This window comes from Streptomyces sp. NPDC031049, from assembly GCF_055571015.1.
On the sequence record NZ_JBVIGC010000015.1, the window covers coordinates 74,432 to 95,079 of the forward strand.

The 20,648-nt window shown below is 74.6% G+C and carries 19 protein-coding genes; 10 read left to right on the forward strand and 9 right to left on the reverse strand.

The window, feature by feature from the left end; all coding sequences use genetic code 11:
• The first annotated feature begins 75 nt into the window (after positions 1–75).
• The 3 genes from ACZ45Q_RS24385 (at position 76) to ACZ45Q_RS24395 (ending at position 4,801) form a co-directional block, all read left to right on the forward strand.
• Complete coding sequence (locus ACZ45Q_RS24385; RefSeq protein ID WP_468264945.1) at positions 76–2,097, forward strand: beta-galactosidase; 2,022 nt, start codon at positions 76–78, stop codon at positions 2,095–2,097.
• Between the two features lie 114 nt (positions 2,098–2,211).
• Positions 2,212–3,774, forward strand: coding sequence for a glycoside hydrolase family 53 protein (locus tag ACZ45Q_RS24390; protein ID WP_468264947.1), 1,563 nt, complete (start codon positions 2,212–2,214; stop codon positions 3,772–3,774).
• 94 nt (positions 3,775–3,868) lie between these two features.
• Positions 3,869–4,801 (forward strand): glutaminase, encoded by a 933-nt coding sequence (locus ACZ45Q_RS24395; RefSeq protein WP_468264949.1) that lies wholly within the window; start codon positions 3,869–3,871, stop codon positions 4,799–4,801.
• A gap of 135 nt (positions 4,802–4,936) precedes the next feature.
• On the opposite strand, the gene ACZ45Q_RS24400 is transcribed toward ACZ45Q_RS24395, so the two are convergent.
• Positions 4,937–6,112 (reverse strand): D-alanyl-D-alanine carboxypeptidase family protein, encoded by a 1,176-nt coding sequence (locus ACZ45Q_RS24400; protein ID WP_468264951.1) that lies wholly within the window; start codon positions 6,110–6,112, stop codon positions 4,937–4,939.
• Positions 6,113–6,211: 99 nt separating this feature from the next.
• Positions 6,212–6,613, reverse strand: a complete 402-nt coding sequence (locus tag ACZ45Q_RS24405) for a nuclear transport factor 2 family protein (RefSeq protein ID WP_468264953.1) — start codon at positions 6,611–6,613, stop codon at positions 6,212–6,214.
• 69 nt (positions 6,614–6,682) lie between these two features.
• Between ACZ45Q_RS24405 and ACZ45Q_RS24410 the strand changes: the two genes are divergently transcribed.
• Positions 6,683–7,255: a PadR family transcriptional regulator gene (locus ACZ45Q_RS24410; protein ID WP_468264955.1), complete on the forward strand. Its 573-nt coding sequence runs from the start codon at positions 6,683–6,685 to the stop codon at positions 7,253–7,255.
• 9 nt (positions 7,256–7,264) lie between these two features.
• A complete protein-coding gene (locus ACZ45Q_RS24415) occupies positions 7,265–8,101 on the forward strand; it encodes a class I SAM-dependent methyltransferase (protein WP_468264957.1) in 837 nt (278 codons plus the stop codon).
• A 42-nt stretch (positions 8,102–8,143) separates the two neighbouring features.
• On the opposite strand, the gene ACZ45Q_RS24420 is transcribed toward ACZ45Q_RS24415, so the two are convergent.
• The 6 genes from ACZ45Q_RS24420 to ACZ45Q_RS24445 form a co-directional block, all read right to left on the reverse strand.
• On the reverse strand, positions 8,144–8,899 hold the full coding sequence (locus tag ACZ45Q_RS24420) for a GntR family transcriptional regulator (RefSeq protein WP_468264959.1): 756 nt from the start codon (positions 8,897–8,899) through the stop codon (positions 8,144–8,146).
• A gap of 123 nt (positions 8,900–9,022) precedes the next feature.
• Positions 9,023–9,991 (reverse strand): acetylxylan esterase, encoded by a 969-nt coding sequence (locus ACZ45Q_RS24425; RefSeq protein ID WP_468264961.1) that lies wholly within the window; start codon positions 9,989–9,991, stop codon positions 9,023–9,025.
• A gap of 122 nt (positions 9,992–10,113) precedes the next feature.
• Positions 10,114–10,698 carry an Rv1733c family protein gene (locus tag ACZ45Q_RS24430; protein ID WP_468264963.1) on the reverse strand — a complete coding sequence of 195 codons (585 nt, stop codon included), beginning with the start codon at positions 10,696–10,698 and terminating at the stop codon, positions 10,114–10,116.
• A 285-nt stretch (positions 10,699–10,983) separates the two neighbouring features.
• On the reverse strand, positions 10,984–11,736 hold the full coding sequence (locus tag ACZ45Q_RS24435; RefSeq protein ID WP_468265218.1) for a ferredoxin reductase: 753 nt from the start codon (positions 11,734–11,736) through the stop codon (positions 10,984–10,986).
• Positions 11,737–11,833: 97 nt separating this feature from the next.
• Positions 11,834–12,439, reverse strand: a complete 606-nt coding sequence (locus ACZ45Q_RS24440; RefSeq protein ID WP_468264965.1) for a sulfite oxidase-like oxidoreductase — start codon at positions 12,437–12,439, stop codon at positions 11,834–11,836.
• A 120-nt stretch (positions 12,440–12,559) separates the two neighbouring features.
• A complete protein-coding gene (locus tag ACZ45Q_RS24445; RefSeq protein WP_468265220.1) occupies positions 12,560–13,045 on the reverse strand; it encodes a MarR family winged helix-turn-helix transcriptional regulator in 486 nt (161 codons plus the stop codon).
• Between the two features lie 291 nt (positions 13,046–13,336).
• On the opposite strand from ACZ45Q_RS24445, the gene ACZ45Q_RS24450 reads away from it, so the two are divergent.
• Complete coding sequence (locus tag ACZ45Q_RS24450) at positions 13,337–14,176, forward strand: putative protein N(5)-glutamine methyltransferase (protein ID WP_468264967.1); 840 nt, start codon at positions 13,337–13,339, stop codon at positions 14,174–14,176.
• Here the strand turns inward: ACZ45Q_RS24450 and ACZ45Q_RS24455 are convergent.
• Positions 14,148–16,226: a SpoIIE family protein phosphatase gene (locus ACZ45Q_RS24455; RefSeq protein WP_468264969.1), complete on the reverse strand. Its 2,079-nt coding sequence runs from the start codon at positions 16,224–16,226 to the stop codon at positions 14,148–14,150. The genes ACZ45Q_RS24450 and ACZ45Q_RS24455 overlap by 29 nt on opposite strands.
• Before the next feature lie 248 nt (positions 16,227–16,474).
• On the opposite strand from ACZ45Q_RS24455, the gene ACZ45Q_RS24460 reads away from it, so the two are divergent.
• The 4 genes from ACZ45Q_RS24460 to ACZ45Q_RS24475 all read left to right on the forward strand — a co-directional run bounded on the left by ACZ45Q_RS24460 (position 16,475) and on the right by ACZ45Q_RS24475 (position 20,617).
• Entirely contained in the window at positions 16,475–17,383 is a 909-nt protein-coding gene (locus tag ACZ45Q_RS24460; RefSeq protein WP_468264971.1) for a hypothetical protein, read from the forward strand.
• Positions 17,384–17,525: 142 nt separating this feature from the next.
• Entirely contained in the window at positions 17,526–17,897 is a 372-nt protein-coding gene (locus ACZ45Q_RS24465) for a hypothetical protein (RefSeq protein ID WP_468264973.1), read from the forward strand.
• 101 nt (positions 17,898–17,998) lie between these two features.
• Positions 17,999–20,014, forward strand: coding sequence for an oxidoreductase (locus ACZ45Q_RS24470; RefSeq protein ID WP_468264975.1), 2,016 nt, complete (start codon positions 17,999–18,001; stop codon positions 20,012–20,014).
• Positions 20,015–20,065: 51 nt separating this feature from the next.
• Positions 20,066–20,617, forward strand: coding sequence for a PadR family transcriptional regulator (locus tag ACZ45Q_RS24475; RefSeq protein WP_468264977.1), 552 nt, complete (start codon positions 20,066–20,068; stop codon positions 20,615–20,617).
• Positions 20,618–20,648 lie beyond the last annotated feature (31 nt).

Below are 20,648 nucleotides of genomic sequence, written 5' to 3' on the forward strand. Positions count from 1 at the left end.
CGGTTATGTTGGGCTCGCATCGCCGATCATGTGTGTGCACGTTCCCAAACGATCGATCACTTCGGGAGAGATTCCATGCCGGAGACCACCCCCAGGGGCCTCGCCGGGCTCGCCTTCGGCGGGGACTACAACCCCGAGCAGTGGCCGGAGAGCGTCTGGCAGGAGGACGTCCGGCTGATGCGGGAGGCCGGCGTCACGATGGTGAGCGTCGGGATCTTCTCCTGGGCCCTGCTGGAACCCGCCCCCGGCGCCTACGACTTCGGCTGGCTCGACCGGCTGCTCGACCTCCTCCACGAGCACGGCATCCGCGTCGACCTGGGCACGCCCACGGTGGCGCCGCCCGCCTGGTTCTACCGCGCCCACCCCGAGGCCCTGCCCGTCACCGCCGACGGCGTGCGCCACGAGTTCGGCTCGCGCGGCGCCATCTGCCACAGCAACGCCCACTACCGGGCCGCCGCCGCGAGCATCACCACCCGGCTCGCCGAACGCTACGGCGCCCACCCGGCCCTGGCCCTGTGGCACGTCCACAACGAGTACGGCGTCCCCGTCTCGGCGTGCTACTGCGACTCCTGCGCCGCGCACTTCCGCCGCTGGCTCGCGACGGCCTACGGCGGGGTGGACGAGGTCAACGAGGCCTGGGGGACCGCGTTCTGGGGCCAGCGGTACGCCGACCTCGAGCAGATCAACCCGCCCCGGCTCACCCCCACCGTCGGCAACCCCGCCCAGGCGCTGGACTACCGGCGCTTCGCCGACGCCACCATGCGCGAGAACTTCGTCATGGAACGGGACATCCTGCACCGGCTCTCCCCGGGCGTCCCGGTCACCACCAACTTCATGACCGCCCTCAGTCAGTGCGACTCCGTCGACTACTGGGCCTGGGGGCGCGAGGTCGACCTGGTCACCAACGACCACTACCTGATCACCGACGGCCGCCGCACCCACGTCAACCTCGCCATGGCCGCCGACCTCACCCGCTCGGTGGCCGGCGGCGCTCCCTGGCTGCTCCTGGAGCACTCCGCCTCGGGCGTCAGCTGGCAGCCCCGCAACCCGGCCAAGGCGCCCGGCCAGATGGCCCGCAACTCCCTCGCCCACGTGGCGCGGGGCTCCGAGGGCGCCCTGTTCTTCCAGTGGCGGCAGTCCCGGCGCGGCGCGGAGAAGTTCCACTCGGCGATGCTCCCGCACGGCGGCACCGACACCCGCGTGTGGCGCGAGGTCGTCCGGCTCGGCGCGTCCCTGGAGTCGCTGGCACCGGTCCGCGGCACCCGCACCGCCGCCGACGCGGCCGTCCTGTGGGACTGGCACTCGTGGTGGGCGCAGAACCTCGACTGGCGCCCCAGCGCGGACCTCGACGCCCGCGAACGCGCCGACGCCTACTACGAGGCCCTGTACGACCGGCACCTCACCGTCGACTTCGCCCACCCGGAAGCCGACGTGTCGGCACATCCCCTCGTCGTCGTCCCCGCCCTGTACCTGATGACCGAGGCGGCCGGGCGCAACCTCACCGCCTACGTGGAGAACGGCGGCACGCTCGTCGTCTCCTGCTTCTCCGGCATCGTCGACGAGCACGACGCCGTCCACGAGGGCGCGTACCCCGGTCCGCTGCGCGACGTGCTCGGCCTGACGGTCGAGGAGTTCTCACCGCTCCTCCAGGGCGAGCGGGTGCGCCTGACCGGTCCGGACGGCTCCACGCTCGATGCCGACGTGTGGACGGAGTGCGTCGTGCCGCGCGGCGCCGAGACGGTGTGGACGTACGCCGACGGCCTGACCGCCGGCCGGCCCGCCGTCACCCGGCACCGCCTCGGCGAGGGAACCGCCTGGTACGTCTCCACCCGGCTGGGCCCGGCGGGCCTGGACGCGGTGCTCGGCCGGGCCGCCGAGGACGCCCGCATCGCGCCGCGCGCCGAGCTGCCCCGTGACGTCGAAGTGGTCCGCCGCACCGGTGAGTCGGGGACCTATCTGTTCGCGATCAACCACACCGCCGCCGAAGCCGAGGTGCCCCTGGAGACCCCCGGCACCGAGCTGCTCACCGGTGAGCGCGCCGCGGGCCGCCTCGCGGTCCCGGCCCAAGCCGTCCGGGTCGTACGACTCGACGGCTGAGCCGACTCCCCTCCGCCCGTGCGAGCACCTCAGCCGCGGGCGGAGGGGCCGCCCCTCACCGCTCGGTCGAGGGACGCATCCCCTCTTCTCACGTCGAAGGGACGACGGACGACGATGTTCCATCCCGGACGCACACTCAGGGCCCTGCTGCTGCCGCCGCTCGCCGCCGGGCTCGCCCTGACCGCCCTGCCCGCCCAGCCGGCCGGAGCGGCCGGCACCCTCGCCAACGGCGGCTTCGAGGCCGACGGAACCGGCACCGCCGCACCGGCCGGCTGGTCCGAGTACGGCTCGGCCGCGGCCTCCTTCACGGAGGCGGGGGGCCGCGGCGGCGGCCACCGCCTCAGCCACTGGTCCGCCACGGCCTACAAGGTGGAGACCTACCAGTACCTGTCGGGACTCGCCGACGGCAGCTACAGGCTGACCGCGTGGGTGCGCTCCGGCGGCGGGCAGAACGCGGCGTACCTCGCCCTGAAGAACTGCGGCGGGCCCGAACAGCGCACGGACCTCCCGGTGTCGGCGTCGGGGTGGATCCGGATCGTCGTGCCGGTCAAGGTCTCCGGCAACCAGTGCACGATCAGCGTCAACAGTGACGCGAACGCCGGCAACTGGATCAATGTGGACGACCTCACCTTCGCGCCCGGCACGTCCGGCACCTCGATCAAGGGCGCCGACATCTCGTCGCTGCCCAAGAGCGAGGCCGGGGGCGGCGTCTACCGGACCGCCTCCGGCACGGCCGGCGACCCGGTGGCGATCCTGAGGTCCGCGGGCATGAACTACGCGCGCCTGAAGGTCTGGGTCCACCCGGCCGACGGCTACAACGACAAGGAGCGCGTCCTGGCGATGGCCGAGCGCGTCAAGGCGCAGGGCATGAAGCTGCTGGTCGACTTCCACTACTCGGACACCTGGGCCGACCCGGGCGCCCAGTCCAAGCCGGCCGCCTGGGCGGACCATGGGTACAGCCGCCTCAGGACGGACGTGTACCGGCACACCTACGACGTGCTGAGCGCGCTGAAGGCGCAGGGAACCACCGCCGACATGGTCCAGGTCGGCAACGAGATCAACGGCGGCATGCTGTGGAACGAGGGTTCCACCGACAACTGGACGCAGCTCGCCGGGCTGCTCAACAGTGGATACGACGCGGTCAAGGCGGTCGACCCCGGCACCCGGGTCGCCCTGCACCTCGCCAAGGGCGGCGACCTCTCCGGCACCCGCTGGTGGTTCGACAACGCCGTCGCCCACGGCGTGCGGTTCGACGCGATCGGCCTGTCGTTCTACGGCTACTGGCACGGCTCGCTCTCCGACTTCCAGACCACGCTGGACGACGCCGCCGCCCGCTACGGCAAGCCGGTCTTCGTCGCCGAGACGGCCTACCCGTTCCGGCTGGACAGCGAGGACGCGCACGAGAACATCATCGACAGGAGCGAGGAACTGGTCCCCGGCTACCCGGCGTCCACGGCCGGGCAGACCCGGTGGATGAACGACATCGCCGGCATCGTCGAAGCCGTGCCGAACGGCCGCGGCCTCGGGGTCTTCTACTGGGAGGCCACCTGGACCGCGGTCGACGGCAACGGCTGGGACCCCACCGACCCGGCCTCCGGCAACGGCTGGGAGAACCAGGCCCTGTTCGGCTACGACGACCGGGCACTGCCGGCGACGGCCTGGTTCCGGCACCGCTGAGATCCGCCGGCGGGGCCGGGGCGCCGGCGACCGGGAGGCCGGCGGCGCCCGCCCGGCCCCGCCCCGTCGGCGCCGGGACCGGGGCGCGGGCAGAATGGCGATCATGACTGCGTCCACCACCTTCGAGCCGGTCCTGGAGCGCATCGCCGAGGAGGTCCAGCGCACTCCCGGCAGCGGGCGGCCCGCCGACTACATCCCGGCGCTCGCCGCCCGCGACCCGCGCAGCTTCGGCATGGCCGTGGCCGAGCCGGACGGCACGGTGTACGGCGTGGGGGACTGGCGGCAGCCGTTCTCGGCGCAGTCCATCACCAAGGTCTTCACCCTCGCCCTCGTCCTGGCCCGCGAGGGCGGTGAACTCTGGGACCACGTCGGCCGTGAGCCGTCCGGCAACCCGTTCAACTCCCTGGTGCAGCTGGAGTACGAGAACGGCATCCCGCGCAACCCCTTCATCAACGCCGGAGCCCTCGTCGTCACCGACCGCCTGCACACCCGTACCGGCGACGCGGCCGGCGAACTGCTGTCCTTCCTGCGCGCCGAGAGCGGCAACCCCGCCCTGGCCTTCGACGAGGAGGTCGCCGCGTCCGAGACCGCGCACGGCGACCGGAACGCCGCCCTGGCCCACTTCATGGCCTCCTACGGCAACATCGACAACGACATTCCCGAGCTGCTCGACCAGTACTTCCGGCAGTGCTCCGTCGCCGCCTCCTGCGCCGACCTGGCCCTGGCCGCCGGCTTCCTCGCCCGGCACGGCATCCGGGCCGACGGCACCCGGCTGCTCAGCCGCAGCCAGGCCAAACAGGTCAACGCCGTGATGCTGACCTGCGGGACGTACGACGCGGCCGGCGACTTCGCCTACCGGGTCGGTCTGCCCGGCAAGAGCGGGGTCGGCGGCGGCATCATCGCCGTGGTCCCCGGCCGCTGCACCCTGTGCGTGTGGAGCCCGGGCCTGGACGAGCGCGGCAACTCGGTGGCCGGCGTCGCCGCGCTGGACCGCTTCACCACGCTCACCGGCCTGTCGGTCTTCTGACAGCGGCCGGTCCTCCAGGGCCGCGTGCCGTTCCTCCGGGAGCGGCGGCGGGCAGGCCCCCGCCCCGGGCGTCGCCGTCCCGCCCCGTCCTTACCCCGCAGTCCCGCCCGTCCTTACCCCGCCGTCACCGGCCGCTCACTCCTCCTCCGGGCGGCCGACGACGAGCCGGACGCCCAGCGCCACGACGCCCGCGCCGAGCCCGGCGGCGCCCGCGATCGCGAGGGACTCCGGCCAGCCGGGCCCGTCCTCCGGCCGGGACGCCACGACCGCCGGTGCGGCCTCGGGACCGGCCTGCCCCCGGACCCGCAGGGCGTCCAGCGAGCCCACCGGTTCCACGCGTCCGGCCGCCGCGAACCCCCAGTCCAGCAGCGCGCGCGCCTCCTCGTACACGGCGAAGCCGCCGCCCCGCTGCGGGTTCATCACCGTCACCACCAGGGTGCGCCCGTCGCGCCGGGCGGCGGCGACGAGGGTGTGACCGGCCCTGCTGGTGTAGCCGTTCTTGATACCGATGGCGCCGGGATAGCGCTTGACGCCGTCCGCGCCGGTCAGCAGCCGGTTGGTGCTGCGGATGCCGTAGGAGCCGCCGGCCCGGCCGGGGAAGCGGGCCTCGACCCGGGCGGAGTACCGGGCGAAGTCCGGGTTGCGCAGCCCGGCCCGGCCGAAGACCGCAAGGTCGTAGGCCGACGACACCTGGCCCGGCGCGTCGTAGCCGTCGGGGGAGACCACGTGCGTGTCGCGGGCGCCGAGCGCGCGGGCCTCGGCCTGCATCCGCTCGGCCGTCGCCTGCCAGCCGCCGGTGAGTTCGGCCAGGACGTGCACGGCGTCGTTGCCGGAGTTGAGGAAGACCCCGTTCCACAGGTCGGCCACCCGGTAGGTGCCGCCCTCGGCGACGCCGACCAGGCTGCTGCCCGGCCCGACGTCCGACAGCTCCGTGGCCCGCACCTCGTGCCGCACGCCCCCGGGCAGGACGGGCAGCACCGTGAGCGCGAACAGCGTCTTCAGAGTGCTGGCGGGCGGCAGCTTGCGGTGCGCGTCGTGCGCGGCGAGCACCGCGCCGGTGTCGGCGTCGGCCACGATCCAGGACAGGGCGGAGAGCTTCGGGACCTCCGGCGTCCCCGGGTGCGGCCGGACGTGCGTGCCGGAGCGGTACAGCAGCGCCGGTCGGGGCGCCGCCGCCCCCGGTCCGCCCTGGACCCCCGGGTCCGGCGGCCTGGACCGGGCGCCCGCGGCGGCGGGGGCGAGCGCCAGGAGCCCCGCCACGCAGAGAGCGCAGGCCGACACAGCGGTCCGGTAAGTGAATCCGACAGTCATACCGCAAACGTAGGAATGTGTCGGCCGAACGCCCTGCTGCCCGGGGCGCGTCGCGCCTGCGAGCACCCGGATGCCGCACGGCGCCCGCCGGGCTCGCGCTCATCCGCGCGCCAGAACCTCCGCCTCCCGCGCGATCCGGTCGAACTGCGCGCCCATGGCCTCGGCCAGGGCCTGGAGACCGGACAGCGGACGCACCATCACCATCAGCTCGTCGACGCGCCCGTCCTCGTCGAGGTGCAGGAAGTCGCAGCCCGTGACCTCGCGGTCGCCCACCCGGGCGGTGAACACCAGAGCGTGGTCGCGGCCGTCCGGGTCGCCGATCTCCCGCACGTAGCGGAAGTCCTCGAAGACGCGTACGACGCCGCGCAGGATCGCCGACGTGATCGCCTTGCCGCGGTAGGGCTTGAACACGGCCGGGCTGCTGAAGACCACGTCCTCGGCGAGCAGGGCCTCGACCGCCTCGATGTCGCCCGCTTCGACGGCCGCACGGAAGGGGTGCATCGCCGCCTCCTTATTCAAATAGTTGAGTAGGTGCAGAGGAGAATAGCCATCCGTTGCTAGCGTGTCGACATGTCTCTGAAGTACGCCGTGCTCGCCGCCCTGCTGGAGGGCGAGGCCTCGGGCTACGAGCTGTCCAAGGTGTTCGACGTGTCGTTCGCCAACTTCTGGCCCGCCACGCCGCAGCAGCTCTACCGCGAGCTGGAGCGACTCGCCGGTCAGGGGCTGATCGAGGCGCGGATGGTGCGACAGGAGCGCCGTCCCGACAAGCGGCTGTTCTCGCTCACCGAGGCCGGCCGGCGGCACCTGGGCGACTTCGCCGCCGAACCGACCCGGCGGCCGACCGCCGTCCGGGACGAGTTCCTGATCAAGGTGCAGGCCATGGACGGCGTCGGAGTGGACCCGCGCACGGCCCGCGCGCTGGTCGAGGAGCGCAGGTCCTGGGCGCTGGGCAAGCTCGCCCGGTACGAACGCGTGCGGGAGCGGCTGCTGAACGGCCGCACCGAGGAGGCCTACCTGCGAGAGGCGGAGCGCGTCGGTCCGTATCTGACCCTGCTGGCCGGGATCACCTTCGAACGGGAGAACGCCCGCTGGTGCGACCGCGTCCTCGCGGTCCTCGCCGAGCGCGCCCAGCCGGCCGACTAGGCTGGCGGGATGTTCCGCCCCGAGGGCCCCACGCTGCGCGAACTCGCCGTCCAGGCGCTGTCGTCGGTCGAGCGGGGATACGACCTGCTCGCCCCGAAGTTCGACCACACCCCGTACCGGACTCCCGACGCGGTGCTCGATGCGGTGGCGTCCGCCCTCGCGCCGATGGGGCCGTTCGACGCCGGACTGGACCTGTGCTGCGGCACCGGCGCCGGGACGGGCGTCCTGACCCGGGTGTGCCGCCGCAGCGTCACGGGCGTCGACTTCAGCGCGGGCATGCTGACGGTCGCCCGCGAGCGGCTCTCGCCGGGACGCGCGGGCAGGCCCGCGCGTCCCGGCGGGCCCAGGCCTGCGGGCCGGAGTCTGATCGCCGGGCCGCAGCGACCGGATGGACCGAAGCCATCGGATGCGGCGGAGCCGTCCGCGGGGCCGGATCTGTCCTGGGTCCGGGCCGACGTGCGTGCGCTGCCGTTCACCGCCGCGTTCGATCTCGTCGTCAGCTTCGGGGCCTTCGGACACTTCCTGCCGGGGGAACGCCCCGGCCTGTTCGCCCAGGTCCGCTCCGTGCTGCGGCCGGGCGGCTGCTTCGCCTTCCCCGTCGTGGCGCCCCCGCGGCCGGGCACCCCCGGCTACTGGGCGCTGCTCGGCTTCGACACGGCGATGCGGGTGCGCAACGCGCTGTGGCGGCCCCCGTTCGTCATGTACTACCGGACGTTCCGGCTCGGGGACGTCCGGCGCGAGCTGACCGGGGCCGGCTTCCGGGTCGGTCTGCACCCCTTGGAGGAGTTCGGCCGGCGCCCCGACGGCAGCCCGCGCGTCCGGCTCGTCGAGGCGCGGGTGCCGTAGCCGCGTCGCGTCGTGCCGCGTCGTGCCGCGCCCGCCGCCGGGTCAGCCCGCCGCCGGCAGGGTGAACTCGTAGACCAGGGCCTCCTGCTGGGCGTCCACCAGCAGGTCGGTGATCTCCAGCAGCCGCGCGTGCTGGTCCTGGACGAGCCGGGTGACCCGGACCGACGGGCCGTCCGGGAGCCGGGAGATGGTGTCCCGGTGGTGCAAGGTCAGGCCCGCCCGGCGCATCCAGTCGTAGACCCGGCGCAGCTGTGCCGAGGCGGCGCCGTCCGCGCGGTCGCGGTACCGGGCCAGCTCCTCCACCTCGGCGAGGGCCACGGACGAGAACGAGGTGACGGCCGTGCGCCGCCCGGACCCGTCGGCGGCGAGGGACGCGTAACGGTGGACCAGGGTCGGCCGGCCCGGCGCCAGCCCCAGGGCGGCGGCGTGCTCGGCCGGCGGCGGCTCCCAGGTGACGGTGGCGAGGTCCGCCGTGCGCGGGTCCGCCGGCCGCGCGCCGACCGGGAAGGACAGCGCCGCCGGGCTCTGCGCGGGCGGGCCCGGCAGCGCGGCGTGACTGCCCCGGCGGTCGGTGGCGACCAGCCCGTCCCGGCGCAGCACCTCCAGCGCCTGCCGTACGGTCTCCCGGCTGACCCCGAAGTGCTCGGCCAGCCGGCGCTCGCCCGGCAGCCGTTCACCCGGCGGAATGGTGCCGTCGTGCAGCTCGTCGAGGAGTTCCGTCGCGATCCGCCGGTACAGCGGCCGGCCGGCGGCGGCGGGGCCGGCGAGGAAGGGGTGGTGGGGGGTGGTGCGGGCCATGCCGCGCCTCCTGGTCGGTGACGTTCGGTAGCCATGCGGACTCGGTGCGCCACCAGAACTACCATTGGTCTAAACCAGCAGGGAAGGGCGGTCCGCGAGATCGGCCGAAATCCGACCGCCCGGTCAGAGCCGGGAGCCCAGCCAGCGCAGCTTGGCCGCCTCCTGGTAAGGGCCGCCGCCCTCGTGGTCGTTGAAGTCGTAGACCTCGATCGCCTTGTCCTCGTGCGCCCAGGCGTTGAAGGCCGCGAACACCGTCGAGGGCGGGCAGGTCTGGTCCTCCAGTGCCGCCGAGAACAGCGCGGGCGCCCGGCCGCGCGCCGCGAAGTGCACGCCGTCGAAGTAGGACAGCGTGCGCAGGGCGTCGGCGGTGCGGCCGCGGTGGGTCTTGAGGTAGAGGCCGACCTCGCGGTACGGGTGCCGGTCGGTGAGCGTCGTCGCGCGCGGGAAGTCGCACAGGAACGGCACGTCCGGCGCCACGGCCGCCAGATCCGGCACCAGGGCGCCGACGGCGAGCGTGATGCCCCCGCCCTGGCTTCCGCCGACGGCCGCGGTGCGCGCCGGGTCGGTCAGCGGGTGCGAGCGGGCCGCCTCCACGGCGCGCACCGCGTCCGTGAACACGCGCCGGTAGTAGTAGTTCTCCGGGGCGTCCAGGCCCCGGGTCATGAAGCCCGGGTACGCGGGCGTCCCGCCGACCGGGTCCGCGGTGCCGCCTCCGCCGCCCCAGGCACTGCCCTGGCCGCGGGTGTCCATCACGAAGTGCGCGCGGCCCGTGGACGCCCACAGCAGGTGCTCGTGGGGCAGGCCGCGCCCGCCGCCGTACCCCACGAACTCCACGACCAGCGGCAACGGCGCCTCGGTCCCCGCGGGCAGCACCAGCCAGCCCTTCACCGGGTGGCCGCCGAACCCCGCGAACGTCACGTCGTACACCGACACGGTGGTCAGGCCGGTCTCGACCGGTTCGAACCGGGCGTCCAGGTCGTGCGTGCGCGCCTCCGCGAGCGTCTTCGCCCAGAACGCGTCGAAGTCCTCGGGCGCGGTGGACGCGCTGCGGTAGGCGCGGAGTTCGTCGAGCGGGAGGTCGAACAGGGCCATCGAGAACCGCCTTCGGGAGGGGAACGGTGGACGCCGTGCGGATGATCACACCGTACGTGGGCGGTCGGCGCGCTGACCAGGGGCCGCCCGGCCGCCGCCGGGTGCCGCGACGGGGTGTCCGGTCAGGCTCCGCGGTGCGTCCACTGCGGTTCGACCCGAGCCCACGCGCGGTCCCACTCGGCCATGCGGTGCCGCATGGCGACGCGGCGCACCGCACCGCGCCCCAGGAGGACCGTCAGCACGGTCCCGGCCGTGGTGCACACGCCGATGGTGAGCGTGTTCTGCCACACCGTGGTGGAGTCGGCGGGCGGCGGCACGTACCGCCCCCGGGAGTCGAGCCACACCTCGACCGTGTCGCCGCGCCGGCTGTCCGCCGGGACGCGCGCCGGAGTGGTCCGCTCGGCACCGCCGGGCTCCGTCCAGCGCACCGTCGCCCGGTACGAGTGGTGACCGCCGGCCTCCACCGACGGGAGTGCGTCGGGGGTTCTGCCGACCACTTCGGCGCGCACCTGCCGGCGTTCGGCCCGCTGCTCCGCCGCGACCTCGCGTGCCTGGCCGTGCGCCCACCACGCGGCGGCCACACCGAGGACGGGCGCCCCCACGAACAGCAGCACGGCGACGGCCAGCACGGTCCACGCCTCGACGACGTCCGACCGGCGCCGCAGCGGGTTGCGCCGCCAGCGCCAGCCCCGTACCCGGGTTCGCATCTCGACCTCCTCGCGTCCACCGCGGTCGAGGGCGGGAGGGGGCGGCCGGACGAGGGCGCGACCGGCGCTCCCTCCGCAGCGCACCGCGCAAGGGTGCCCGCACTGCCATGGTGCCCCGTCCGGCGCCCGATCACCATGCCTCCCCGCCCCGGACCGCCGGTCAGGTGCCCGCACGGGGCGGTCGGAAACCGGGGGACGGTGACCCGCCGCGCGGACCCGTGGACGCAGCGTCGCCCGGAGCGGTCGGACCGGCCGGCGGGACGGCCGGGGACGGCCGCTCCGGGGTCAGCCGAAGCGCTCGATGCGGATGCGGTCGACGGGCTGTCCGCCTGCCACCAGCAGCCGCGAGGCGTGCTCCGCGAACGCGTTGGAGCCGCACACGTACGCCTCCCAGCCGCCGGCCGGCCGCTCGGCCAGCACGGGCGCCAGATGCGCCGCGGCCAGCCGCCCGACCGGCACGCCCGGCGGAGCGACGCGCGTGAACACCGGCGTGGTCTCGGTGCCGTACTCCCGCGCGTAGATCAGCTCCTCGGGGCTGCGCGCGGACACCAGCAGCCGCAGCGGCACCGTGAGCCGCCGCGCCCGGTGGTGCCGGACCATGGACATCAGCGGTACGACCCCGGAGCCGGCGCCGACCAGCAGCGCGGGCCGGTCGCCGGGCCAGGCGAAGAAGCCGCTCAGCGGGCCGCGCACCTCGACCCGGTCGCCGGGCCGGGCCACCGTGTGGAACCACCCGGACACCTCGCCGTCCGCGACGTGGTCGAGGGTCAGCTCGATGTGCCCGGAGTCGTCGGGGGCCGACGCCAGAGAGTAGTGGCGCTGGGCCACGTAGCCGTCCGCCGCGGTGAGCCGCAGCATCAGGTGCTGGCCCGGCAGATGCCCCGCCCAGCCGGGTACCGCGAACCGGAAGGTCGCCGCCCGCGGCGTCTCGCGCCGGATCTCGGTGAGCGTGGCGGTCTGCCACCGCGCGGCCACCTGCTCGCTCACCGCGATGCGGCCGGGCACCGCGAACCGCGTCGGGGGAGTGAAGGCGGGCACGGCCCGTGTCGCCGCCCCGGACACCGTCTCCGTCTCCGCCCTCGCCTGCGCCGTCTCCACCGTCTCCGTCTGCGTCGTCTTCGTCCCCGCCACCGTCTCAGTCACCGGAGTACCGCTGCTCCTCCCAGGGGTTGCCGCGGGCGTGGTAGCCGTTCTGCTCCCAGAAGCCCGGCTGGTCGTGGTCGAGCAGTTCCAGCCCGGCGACCCACTTCACGCTCTTCCAGAAGTACAGGTGCGGCACCACCAGCCGGGCCGGGCCGCCGTGTTCGGGGGCGAGCGGCCGGCCGTCGCAGTCCCACACGATCCAGGCGCGCCCGCCGGTCAGGTCGGCGAGCGGGAGGTTCGCGGTGTACCCGGTGTGGGCGTAGGCCACCGCGTGCGTGGCCGCCGGCAGGGGCCCCGCCGCCCGCAGGAAGGCGTCCAGGGACACCCCGCCGAACCGCATGCCGAACCGGGACCAGCCGGTCACGCAGTGGATGTCGCCCTCGTAGGCCGAGGCCGGCAGCCGGTGGGCCTCCTGCCACGTCCAGGTGCGCGGCTCGGCCACCAGGCCGCCGACGCGGAAGGACCAGTCGGCGGCGTCGAGGTCGGGCGTGACCTCGGCGGACAGCACGGGCCAGTCGTCGCCGGCGTCGTACTGGCCCGGTGGCAGGCCGGCGCGGTCGGTGCGCGGGCGGCCGGTGAAGCCTCGGGTGGTGTTCATGCGGTCGGTGCCTTCCGGGCCGCCGCTTCGAGCGGCCCGCGGGTCGGTCCTGGTCGGTGCGGGCACGGCACCGCGCGGTCGGTGCGCGGGGCGTACCCCACCACCGTACGTGCCCGGCGGCTACCGGTCGGCGCCGGGCCCCGGCCGGGCGTTGTACCGCGCCAGATACGCGGCGAAGCGCACCAGGTCCTCCTCCGGCCAGCCGGCGAGCCGCTCCCGGACGGCGGTCCGGCGCCGCACGGTGACCTGGGCCAGGGCGCTGCGGCCGGCCCCCGTCAGATGCAGCACCTGGACCCGGTGGTCGTCCGGGTCCCGGCGGCGCTCGACGAGCCCGGCGCGCTCCAGGGCGGCCACCTGGCGGCTGACGGTGGACTTGTCCAGGGCGTAGTGGGCGGCCAGGTCCGTGGCCCGGCAGCCGTCGCGCACCTCCAGGTGTCCGAGCAGCGTGTACGACACCAGCGACAGCTCCGGGTGCATGCGTCCCGCCGAGGCGCGGGCGCGGCGGGCGAACGCGGTCATCTCCCGCTGGATGGTCTCCACGGCCGCGTCCGCCGCCCGGCCGCCGGCGGCGACGGGCAGCTCGTCGGGCGTCTCGGCTGCGGACACGGCGCCTTCCTCGGGCGTCTCGGCTGCGCGCACGCGACCTCCTCGGCTCTTGGTTGCAGAGTACAACCACAAGTCCGCAGGCGCGGACGCCGACGGTGCGGGGAGGGGACCGGCGGCGGCTGATCATTGGGGTAGGGTGGCCGGCGGTCGCGGACCGTCCCGGCCGTCGGAACCGAGGAGGTGAGTCCCATCACCGCTGTGCCGGCCCGGGTGCTCTCACCTCTCGGCAGGGTCACCGTCAGCAGGTGACCGCGGGAGCGCCCTTCGTACGTCGAAAGGCTCCCCGCTTCCATGTCCTCCCCCTCTCCCGCCGTTCCCTCCCGTGACTCCGTCGTGGCCGCGCTGCGCGCCGCCGGGTGCGTCTTCGCGGAGGACGAGGCCGCCCTGCTCCGCGCCGCCGCCCGCACCCCCGGGGAGCTCACCGCCCTGGTGGACCGCCGTGTCACCGGCCTGCCGCTGGAACTCGTCCTCGGCTGGGCGGAGTTCCGCGGTCTGCGCGTCGCCGTGGCGCCGGGCGTCTTCGTCCCCCGCCGCCGTACCGAGTTCCTCGTCGCCCAGGCCCTGGCGCTCGCGCCCGGCGCCCGGCTCGTGGTGGACCTGTGCTGCGGTTCGGGCGCGGTCGGCGCGGCCCTGGCCGACGCGCTCGACGGGGCCGAGGTGCACGCGGCCGACATCGACCCGGCGGCCGTGGCGTGCGCCCGCGGCAACCTGGCGCCCTACGGCGGCCGGGTCCACGCCGGTGACCTGTACGAGGCGCTGCCCGCGGCCCTGCGCGGCCGGGTCGACGTCCTCACCGCCAACGTGCCCTACGTGCCCAGCGACGAGGTCGCCCTGCTGCCCGCCGAGGCCCGCGACCACGAGCCGCTGACCGCCCTCGACGGGGGAGCCGACGGCCTGGACGTGCTGCGCCGGGTCGCCGCCGGGGCGCCCCGCTGGCTGGCCCCCGGCGGCTGCCTGCTGGTCGAGACGAGCGGGCGGCAGACCGCAGCCGCCCTCGCCGCCTTCTCCGCCGCCGGACTGCGGGCGCGGGCCGCGGTGTCCGAGGAGATGCACGCCCATGTGGTGATCGGCGTCCACGCGCCGGCCCGGACGCCGCCGCCCGTCAGGCCGGGTGCGTCGCCCGGGCGATGAGCAGGGCCACGTCGTCGGCGTTCTCCGGCTCGTGCAGGGTGCGCAGCAGCAGGTCGCACACCTCCTCCAGCGGCCGGTCCGGGCCGTCCAGCAGCGTCAGCAGCGTGCCGAGCCGCTCGTCCAGCGGATGCCGCCGGGTCTCGACCAGGCCGTCGGTGTAGAGCACCAGCCGGTCGCCGGGTGCGAGGTCCACGGTGGTGGTGGAGAAGGGGACCCCGCCCACCCCGAGCGGCACCCCGGTGGGCAGCTCCAGCAGTTCCGGGCGCCCGCCGGCGCGCACCCGGATCGGCGGCAGGTGGCCGGCGTTGGCGATCCGGCACTGGCGCCGGTGCGGGTCGTGGACGGCGTAGACGCAGGTGGCGATGGACTGCTCCAGGCCGCCCGTGGTCCGCTCCAGGTGCTCCAGCAGCCGCGCCGGGTCCAGGTCGAGGGAGGCCAGGGTGTTGGTCGCGGTCCGCAGCCGGCCCATGGACGCCGCCGCCGTGATGCCGCTGCCCATGACGTCGCCGACCACGAGCGCCGTCTTGCAGTCGTCCAGCTCGATCACGTCGAACCAGTCGCCGCCGACCTCGCTGGTGGCCTCCGCCGGCTGGTAGCGGGAGGCGACCTCCAGACCGCCCGTCACGCGCGGGTGCCGCGGCAGCATGCTGCGTTGCAGGGTGAGCGCGGTGTCCCGGGCGTTCTGGTACCAGCGGGCGTTGTCGATCTGCACCGCGGCACGGCCGGCCAGTTCCCGGGCGAGCAGCAGGTCGTCCTCCCCGAACGGCATGGGATTGCGGGTCCGCTTCAGATCCAGCGAGCCCAGCACCTCGCCGCGGGCGATCAGCGGGACCGCCAGGTAGGAGTGGACCCCGGCCCGCCGCAGCAGCTCGGCCGCCTCGGGCGAGCGGGCGATGCGCGGCAGGTCCTCGTCCCGCACGTGCCGGACCATCACCGGACGCCCGGTGCGCACGCACTCGGTCACCAGCCGGTCGGGCCCGTACCGGGCGACCTGACCGGGCGGGTCGGCCGCCTGGAGGGCCTCGGGCTCGTCGGCGGCCTGCACGGCCAGGGCCCGGATCACCGCGGGCTCGGACGGTCCCAGGGTGCTGCGCCGGCCCTTGACCACCGCTTCCAGCAGATCCACGGCCGCGACGTCGGCGAGCGCCGGCACCGCCACGTCGGCCAGCTCGTGCGCGGTGCGGTCCAGCTCCAGCGTGGTGCCGATCCGGGCGGAGGCGTCGGCGACGACCGCCAGCCGCCGCCGGGCGCTCTCCGCCTCGACGTTCGCCCGGTACTGCTCGGTGACGTCCACCACCGACAGGGCCACGCCCAGCACCGTGCCGACGGCGTCCTCCAGCCGGTACACCGACACCGACCAGGCGTGGTCGTGCTCCGGGTCGGCGGGGGTCCGGCCGACGGTGGGCTGGTCGACCAGCGGCCGGCCCGTCTCCAGCACACGGCGTGCCGCGGCCTCCACCGCGCTCGGGTCCAGCCGCGGCAGCACCTCTCGGGTCGTCCGCCCGATGTGCTGCTCGGCCGGGATGCCGTTGATCTGCTCCAGCGCCGGGTTGACGGACACGTAGCGCAGATCCGTGTCGAGGACGGCCAGCCCGATCGGGGACTGCTCGATGACCCGGGTGGACAGCGCCACCTCCCGCTCCAGCCGCCGCACGGTGGTCTGGTCGGCGGCGAGCCCCAGGGCGTAGACGTCGCCCCGGTCGTCCAGCAGCCGCATGTTGCGGAACTCCACCAGCCGGGTGGTGCCGTCCTTGCGTCGGATCGGGAACGCCCCCGCCCAGCTCCGGCCGGTGGCCATGACGTCGGTGAACAGCTTCACCACGAGGTCGAGGTGCCGCTCGTGCACCATGACCCGGGCGGCGTACCGGCCCAGCGCCTCCTGCGCGGGGTAGCCGAACAGCTCCTCGGCCTGCGGGCTCCACAGCACGATCCGCCCCTCGGCGTCCAGCACCACCGAGGCCACGCCCAGGACGTCGAGCAACCCGCTCGGCCGCACGGGTCCGCGCGGCGGCTCCTCGCCCTGGAACGCGGGCGATCCGGCTGCACTCATCCCAGGTCCCGCCTTCGCCGATCCACGCGGCACGCCTCTTCGATGCCGACTCCCCTGTTCTACCGCGTTCTACCGCGGACAGCGGCCTTTCTCCGAGGCCACGGCGGCCGACCGGTGGAGACGGATGCCGTTTCGATATGCACATGGCGAGCATGGACACGCCAAACTGACGGAGTGCGCTGAGCCCCGTCCCCGCGTGCCGACCGTGCCCTTCCCGCGCGTCCGCCACCCCCCACGAGGAGCCGCCCATGCCCCCGCGCGCCCGGCAACGATGTCGCGCCGCCCTCACGGCGGCCGTCGCCCTCGCGACCGCCGCCGTCCTCGCCGCCGCCCCGCCCGCCCGCGCCGAGACCGCCGCCCCGCCCGCCCGCGCCGCGAACGCCGGCACCTGGACCGAGGTGGGGTCCGACCGGGCCCGGCCGCTCACCGAGAGCCAGGGGCTGACCTCCGTGGAGGTGCCGGCCGGCAGCCCCAACCGCTACACCGGCGTCGGCACCATCCCGCTCGGCGTCTCGACGCGGGGCTGGAACCACGTCGGCGACCCCGACGCCTCCTACGACGGCCACTACGTCGAGCCGTACCAGCGCGACGACGGCGCCGGAAAGATGTTCCGGGTGCAGGGCCCGGACGGCCGCTGGGCGGAGTACGTGCACACGCTCGCCCCGGGGGAGGCGCCGAACAACTCCTGGGCCGCGATCTCCCCGGACGGCCAGTGGATGCTCTCCGGCGAATGGGGCACCATGAACCGGCTGCTGGTCTTCCCGACCCCCGGCGTCAACCCGGCCACCTCGCCCGCCGCCGACCTGCCGTGGGCGGCCACCGTGCACCTGGACCGGGCCGTGCGCGACGTCCAGGGCTGCGACTTCGTCACCGCCACCCGGCTGCTGTGCTCCTCCGACGACCCGGAGGGCACCCTCTTCGGCATCACCAAACCGCTGCTGCGGATCGACCTGTCCGCCGCCCCGAACGGCACGGCGGACGTCACCGGCGAGGTCACGGCCCTGCGCCAGTTGCCCCTGCGCAGCTCCTGCCCGGGCGGCTTCGAGACGGAGGGCGTCGACTACGACCGCCGCACCGGCACCCTGCGGGTGATCGTGCTGTCGCCGGGCTTCTGCCTGCTGACCGACAGCAAGACCTACCGCTTCCGGCGCGACTGAGCGGACGGGCCCGGGCGGCCCGGCCTCGCACGGCCGGGCCGCGCCGGTAGTGCTCCGCCCGCGGTAGTGCTTTTCTTGGGGAGGGGGTGCGGTTCCGCGGAGCGCCCGCGGGCCGCGCCGCGGCCCGAGAGGAGCGATCACCATGGACGGCGAGCGACTGCACCCGGAATCCGTCTCGGTCGAGATCAGCGGATGCAGCAAGGAAGACGCCCGCGTCGTCTTCGACGCCCTGTGCGCCTGCTACTCGTCCGACCGGTGCGCGGAGGACGTGCCCCGGGAGTACCACGAGGTGCGCCCCACCGTGTGGCTCGGCACCTTCGACGTCGCCGACGCCCGCGAGGGCGACCACCGTCCCGCGCCGCTGCGGGCGTCGGTGGAGGCCGACGCGCACGGCGGCTACTGGGCGATCGAGCGCTTCCGCACCACCCTGGACTCCCTGTTCACCGTGCAGGACCTGACCGGGGCCTCCGGAGACCAGGAGCGGGAGCTGCACGTACGGCTGGAAAACCGCTGAACCGCGGGCCCACCGTGTGCGACGCCACCTTATGCAACTAGTTGCAAAAGGTGGCGGGCGTCCTCTACAACAGAGGCACGACACCGCGCACGGAGGGCCCCATGAGCCGTTACCCCCACCTGCTGAGCCCGCTCGACCTGGGCTTCACCACGCTGCCCAACCGGGTCCTCATGGGCTCCATGCACGTCGGCCTGGAGGAGGCCGAGCGCGGCTTCGAGCGCATGGCCGCCTTCTACGCCGCCCGCGCCCGCGGGGGAGTGGGCTTGATCGTCACCGGCGGCATCGCCCCCAACGACGAGGGCCGGCCCTACGAGGGCGGCGCCAAGCTCACCACCGAGGCGGAGGCCGAGCGGCACCGCGTCGTCACCGACGCCGTGCACGCCGAGGGCGGCCGGATCGCCCTGCAGATCCTCCACTTCGGCCGCTACGCCTACCACCGCGACCTGGTCGCGCCGAGCCCCCTCCAGGCGCCCATCAGCCCCTTCCCGCCCCGCGAGCTGACCGACGCCGAGATCGAACGCACCATCGACGACTACGCCCGCACCGCCCGGCTGGCCCGCGCGGCCGGCTACGACGGCGTGGAGATCATGGGCTCCGAGGGCTACCTCATCAACGAGTTCATCGCCGCGCGGACCAACCACCGCACCGACCGCTGGGGCGGCGCCTACGAGAACCGCATGCGCCTCCCCGTCGAGATCGTCCGCCGGGTGCGCGAGGCGGCCGGCGAGGACTTCATCCTGATCTACCGGCTGTCCATGCTCGACCTGGTGCCCGACGGCTCCACGCTGGACGAGGTGATCACCCTGGCCAAGGCGGTCGAGGACGCCGGGGCGACCCTCATCAACACCGGCATCGGCTGGCACGAGGCCCGCATCCCCACCATCGCCACCTCCGTGCCGCGCGGCGCCTACACCTGGGTGACCAAGCGCCTGATGGGCGAGGTGTCCGTTCCGCTGGTCACCACCAACCGCATCAACACCCCCGAGCTGGCCGAGCAGTTGCTCGCCGAGGGCGCCGCCGACATGGTGTCGATGGCCCGCCCGATGCTCGCCGACCCCGACTTCGTCGCCAAGGCCGCGGCCGGCCGGCCCGAGGCGATCAACACCTGCATCGGCTGCAACCAGGCCTGCCTCGACCACACCTTCAGCGGGCAGATCACCTCCTGCCTGGTCAACCCGCGCGCCTGCCACGAGACCGAACTGGTCCTCGCCCCGACCCGGCTGCGCAAGCGCATCGCGGTCGTCGGCGCCGGACCGGCCGGCCTCGCCTGCGCGGTCACCGCCGCCGAACGCGGCCACGCCGTGACCCTCTTCGACGCGGCGAGCGAGATCGGCGGCCAGCTCAACGTGGCCCGCCAGGTCCCCGGCAAGCAGGAGTTCGACGAGACCCTGCGCTACTTCCGCACGCAGCTCGACGCCCACGGCGTCGACGTACGCCTGGACACCCCCGTCACCGCCGACGGCCTCGACGGCTACGACGAGGTCGTCGTCGCCACCGGAGTCACCCCGCGCGTCCCCGACATCCCCGGCGTCGACCACCCCAGCGTCGTCGGCTACCTGGACGTGCTGCGCGACAAGGCCCCCGTCGGCGACCGCGTCGCGATCCTCGGCGCCGGCGGCATCGGCTTCGACGTCGCCGAGTACCTCACCGACGGCGGCGACAAGGCGCACGAGGACCCCGGGACGTACTTCCGCCACTGGGGCGTCGACATGGCGTACGGCGCCCCCGGCGGACTCGCCGCCCCCGAGCGGCCCGCCCCGCCGCGCACCGTCCACCTGCTCCAGCGCAAGACCACCAAGGTGGGCGCCGGGCTCGGCAAGACCACCGGCTGGATCCACCGCACCGAGCTGAAGCACCGCGGCGTCACCATGATCCCCGGCGTGACCTACGACCGGATCGACGACGCCGGGCTGCACCTGACCGTCGACGGCGAGAGCACGGTGCTCCAGGTCGACACCGTCGTGCTGTGCACCGGCCAGGAGCCGCGCCGCGACCTCTACGACGAGCTGCTCGCCGCCGGCCGCAGCGCACACCTGATCGGCGGCGCCGACGTGGCCGCCGAACTGGACGCCAAGCGCGCCGTCAAGCAGGGCACCGAGCTGGCGGCGGCGCTGTGACCGGGCCGCCGGCGGCGCGGGAGCGGCCCGGGCCGTCCCTAGGATGAGCCCATGTCACTCCCGCACGCGATCCTCACCGCCCTGCTCGAGAAGCCGTCGTCCGGGCTGGAGCTGACCCGCCGGTTCGACAAGTCGATCGGCTACTTCTGGTCGGCGACGCACCAGCAGATCTATCGCGAGCTGGGCAAGCTGGAGGCCGAGGGGCTGATCAGGGCCCTGCCGGCCGCACAGCCGGCCCGCGGGCAGAAGAAGGCCTACGAGGTCCTGCCGGCGGGCCGCGCCGAACTGGCCCGCTGGACCGCCGCCGCCCAGGACCCCAAGCCGCTGCGCGACGCCATGCTGCTGCGGCTGCGGGCGGCGGCCGTCGTCGGCACCGAGGGGATCGAGGCGGACCTGCGACGCCATCTGGAGCTGCACGAACGGCAGTTGGCCGAGTACGAGGAGATCGAGCGGCGCGACTTCCCGCCCGGCCGGGACAGCACCGAGGACCGCCTGCGGCATCTGGTGCTGCGCGCCGGCATCGACCTGGAGACCTTCTGGACCGGGTGGCTGCGGCACGCCCTCGCGGAGTTCGCCGACCTGCCCGGCTCCGAACCGGCCTGACCGGCCGTCCGGGACGTCGGAACCGGCGACT

Bases quoted from the DNA above. Each gene is read 5' to 3' on its own strand.
- ACZ45Q_RS24430 (WP_468264963.1), bottom strand. From the start codon at position 10,698: ATGCGAACCCGGGTACGGGGCTGGCGCTGGCGGCGCAACCCGCTGCGG.
- ACZ45Q_RS24465 (WP_468264973.1), top strand. From the start codon at position 17,526: ATGGACGGCGAGCGACTGCACCCGGAATCCGTCTCGGTCGAGATCAGC.
- ACZ45Q_RS24460 (WP_468264971.1), top strand. From the start codon at position 16,475: ATGCCCCCGCGCGCCCGGCAACGATGTCGCGCCGCCCTCACGGCGGCC.
- ACZ45Q_RS24450 (WP_468264967.1), top strand. From the start codon at position 13,337: ATGTCCTCCCCCTCTCCCGCCGTTCCCTCCCGTGACTCCGTCGTGGCC.
- ACZ45Q_RS24420 (WP_468264959.1), bottom strand. From the start codon at position 8,899: ATGGCCCGCACCACCCCCCACCACCCCTTCCTCGCCGGCCCCGCCGCC.
- ACZ45Q_RS24410 (WP_468264955.1), top strand. From the start codon at position 6,683: ATGTCTCTGAAGTACGCCGTGCTCGCCGCCCTGCTGGAGGGCGAGGCC.
- ACZ45Q_RS24455 (WP_468264969.1), bottom strand. From the start codon at position 16,226: ATGAGTGCAGCCGGATCGCCCGCGTTCCAGGGCGAGGAGCCGCCGCGC.
- ACZ45Q_RS24400 (WP_468264951.1), bottom strand. From the start codon at position 6,112: ATGACTGTCGGATTCACTTACCGGACCGCTGTGTCGGCCTGCGCTCTC.
- ACZ45Q_RS24425 (WP_468264961.1), bottom strand. From the start codon at position 9,991: ATGGCCCTGTTCGACCTCCCGCTCGACGAACTCCGCGCCTACCGCAGC.
- ACZ45Q_RS24385 (WP_468264945.1), top strand. From the start codon at position 76: ATGCCGGAGACCACCCCCAGGGGCCTCGCCGGGCTCGCCTTCGGCGGG.
- ACZ45Q_RS24475 (WP_468264977.1), top strand. From the start codon at position 20,066: ATGTCACTCCCGCACGCGATCCTCACCGCCCTGCTCGAGAAGCCGTCG.
- ACZ45Q_RS24440 (WP_468264965.1), bottom strand. From the start codon at position 12,439: ATGAACACCACCCGAGGCTTCACCGGCCGCCCGCGCACCGACCGCGCC.
- ACZ45Q_RS24415 (WP_468264957.1), top strand. From the start codon at position 7,265: ATGTTCCGCCCCGAGGGCCCCACGCTGCGCGAACTCGCCGTCCAGGCG.
- ACZ45Q_RS24405 (WP_468264953.1), bottom strand. From the start codon at position 6,613: ATGCACCCCTTCCGTGCGGCCGTCGAAGCGGGCGACATCGAGGCGGTC.
- ACZ45Q_RS24470 (WP_468264975.1), top strand. From the start codon at position 17,999: ATGAGCCGTTACCCCCACCTGCTGAGCCCGCTCGACCTGGGCTTCACC.
- ACZ45Q_RS24390 (WP_468264947.1), top strand. From the start codon at position 2,212: ATGTTCCATCCCGGACGCACACTCAGGGCCCTGCTGCTGCCGCCGCTC.
- ACZ45Q_RS24395 (WP_468264949.1), top strand. From the start codon at position 3,869: ATGGCGATCATGACTGCGTCCACCACCTTCGAGCCGGTCCTGGAGCGC.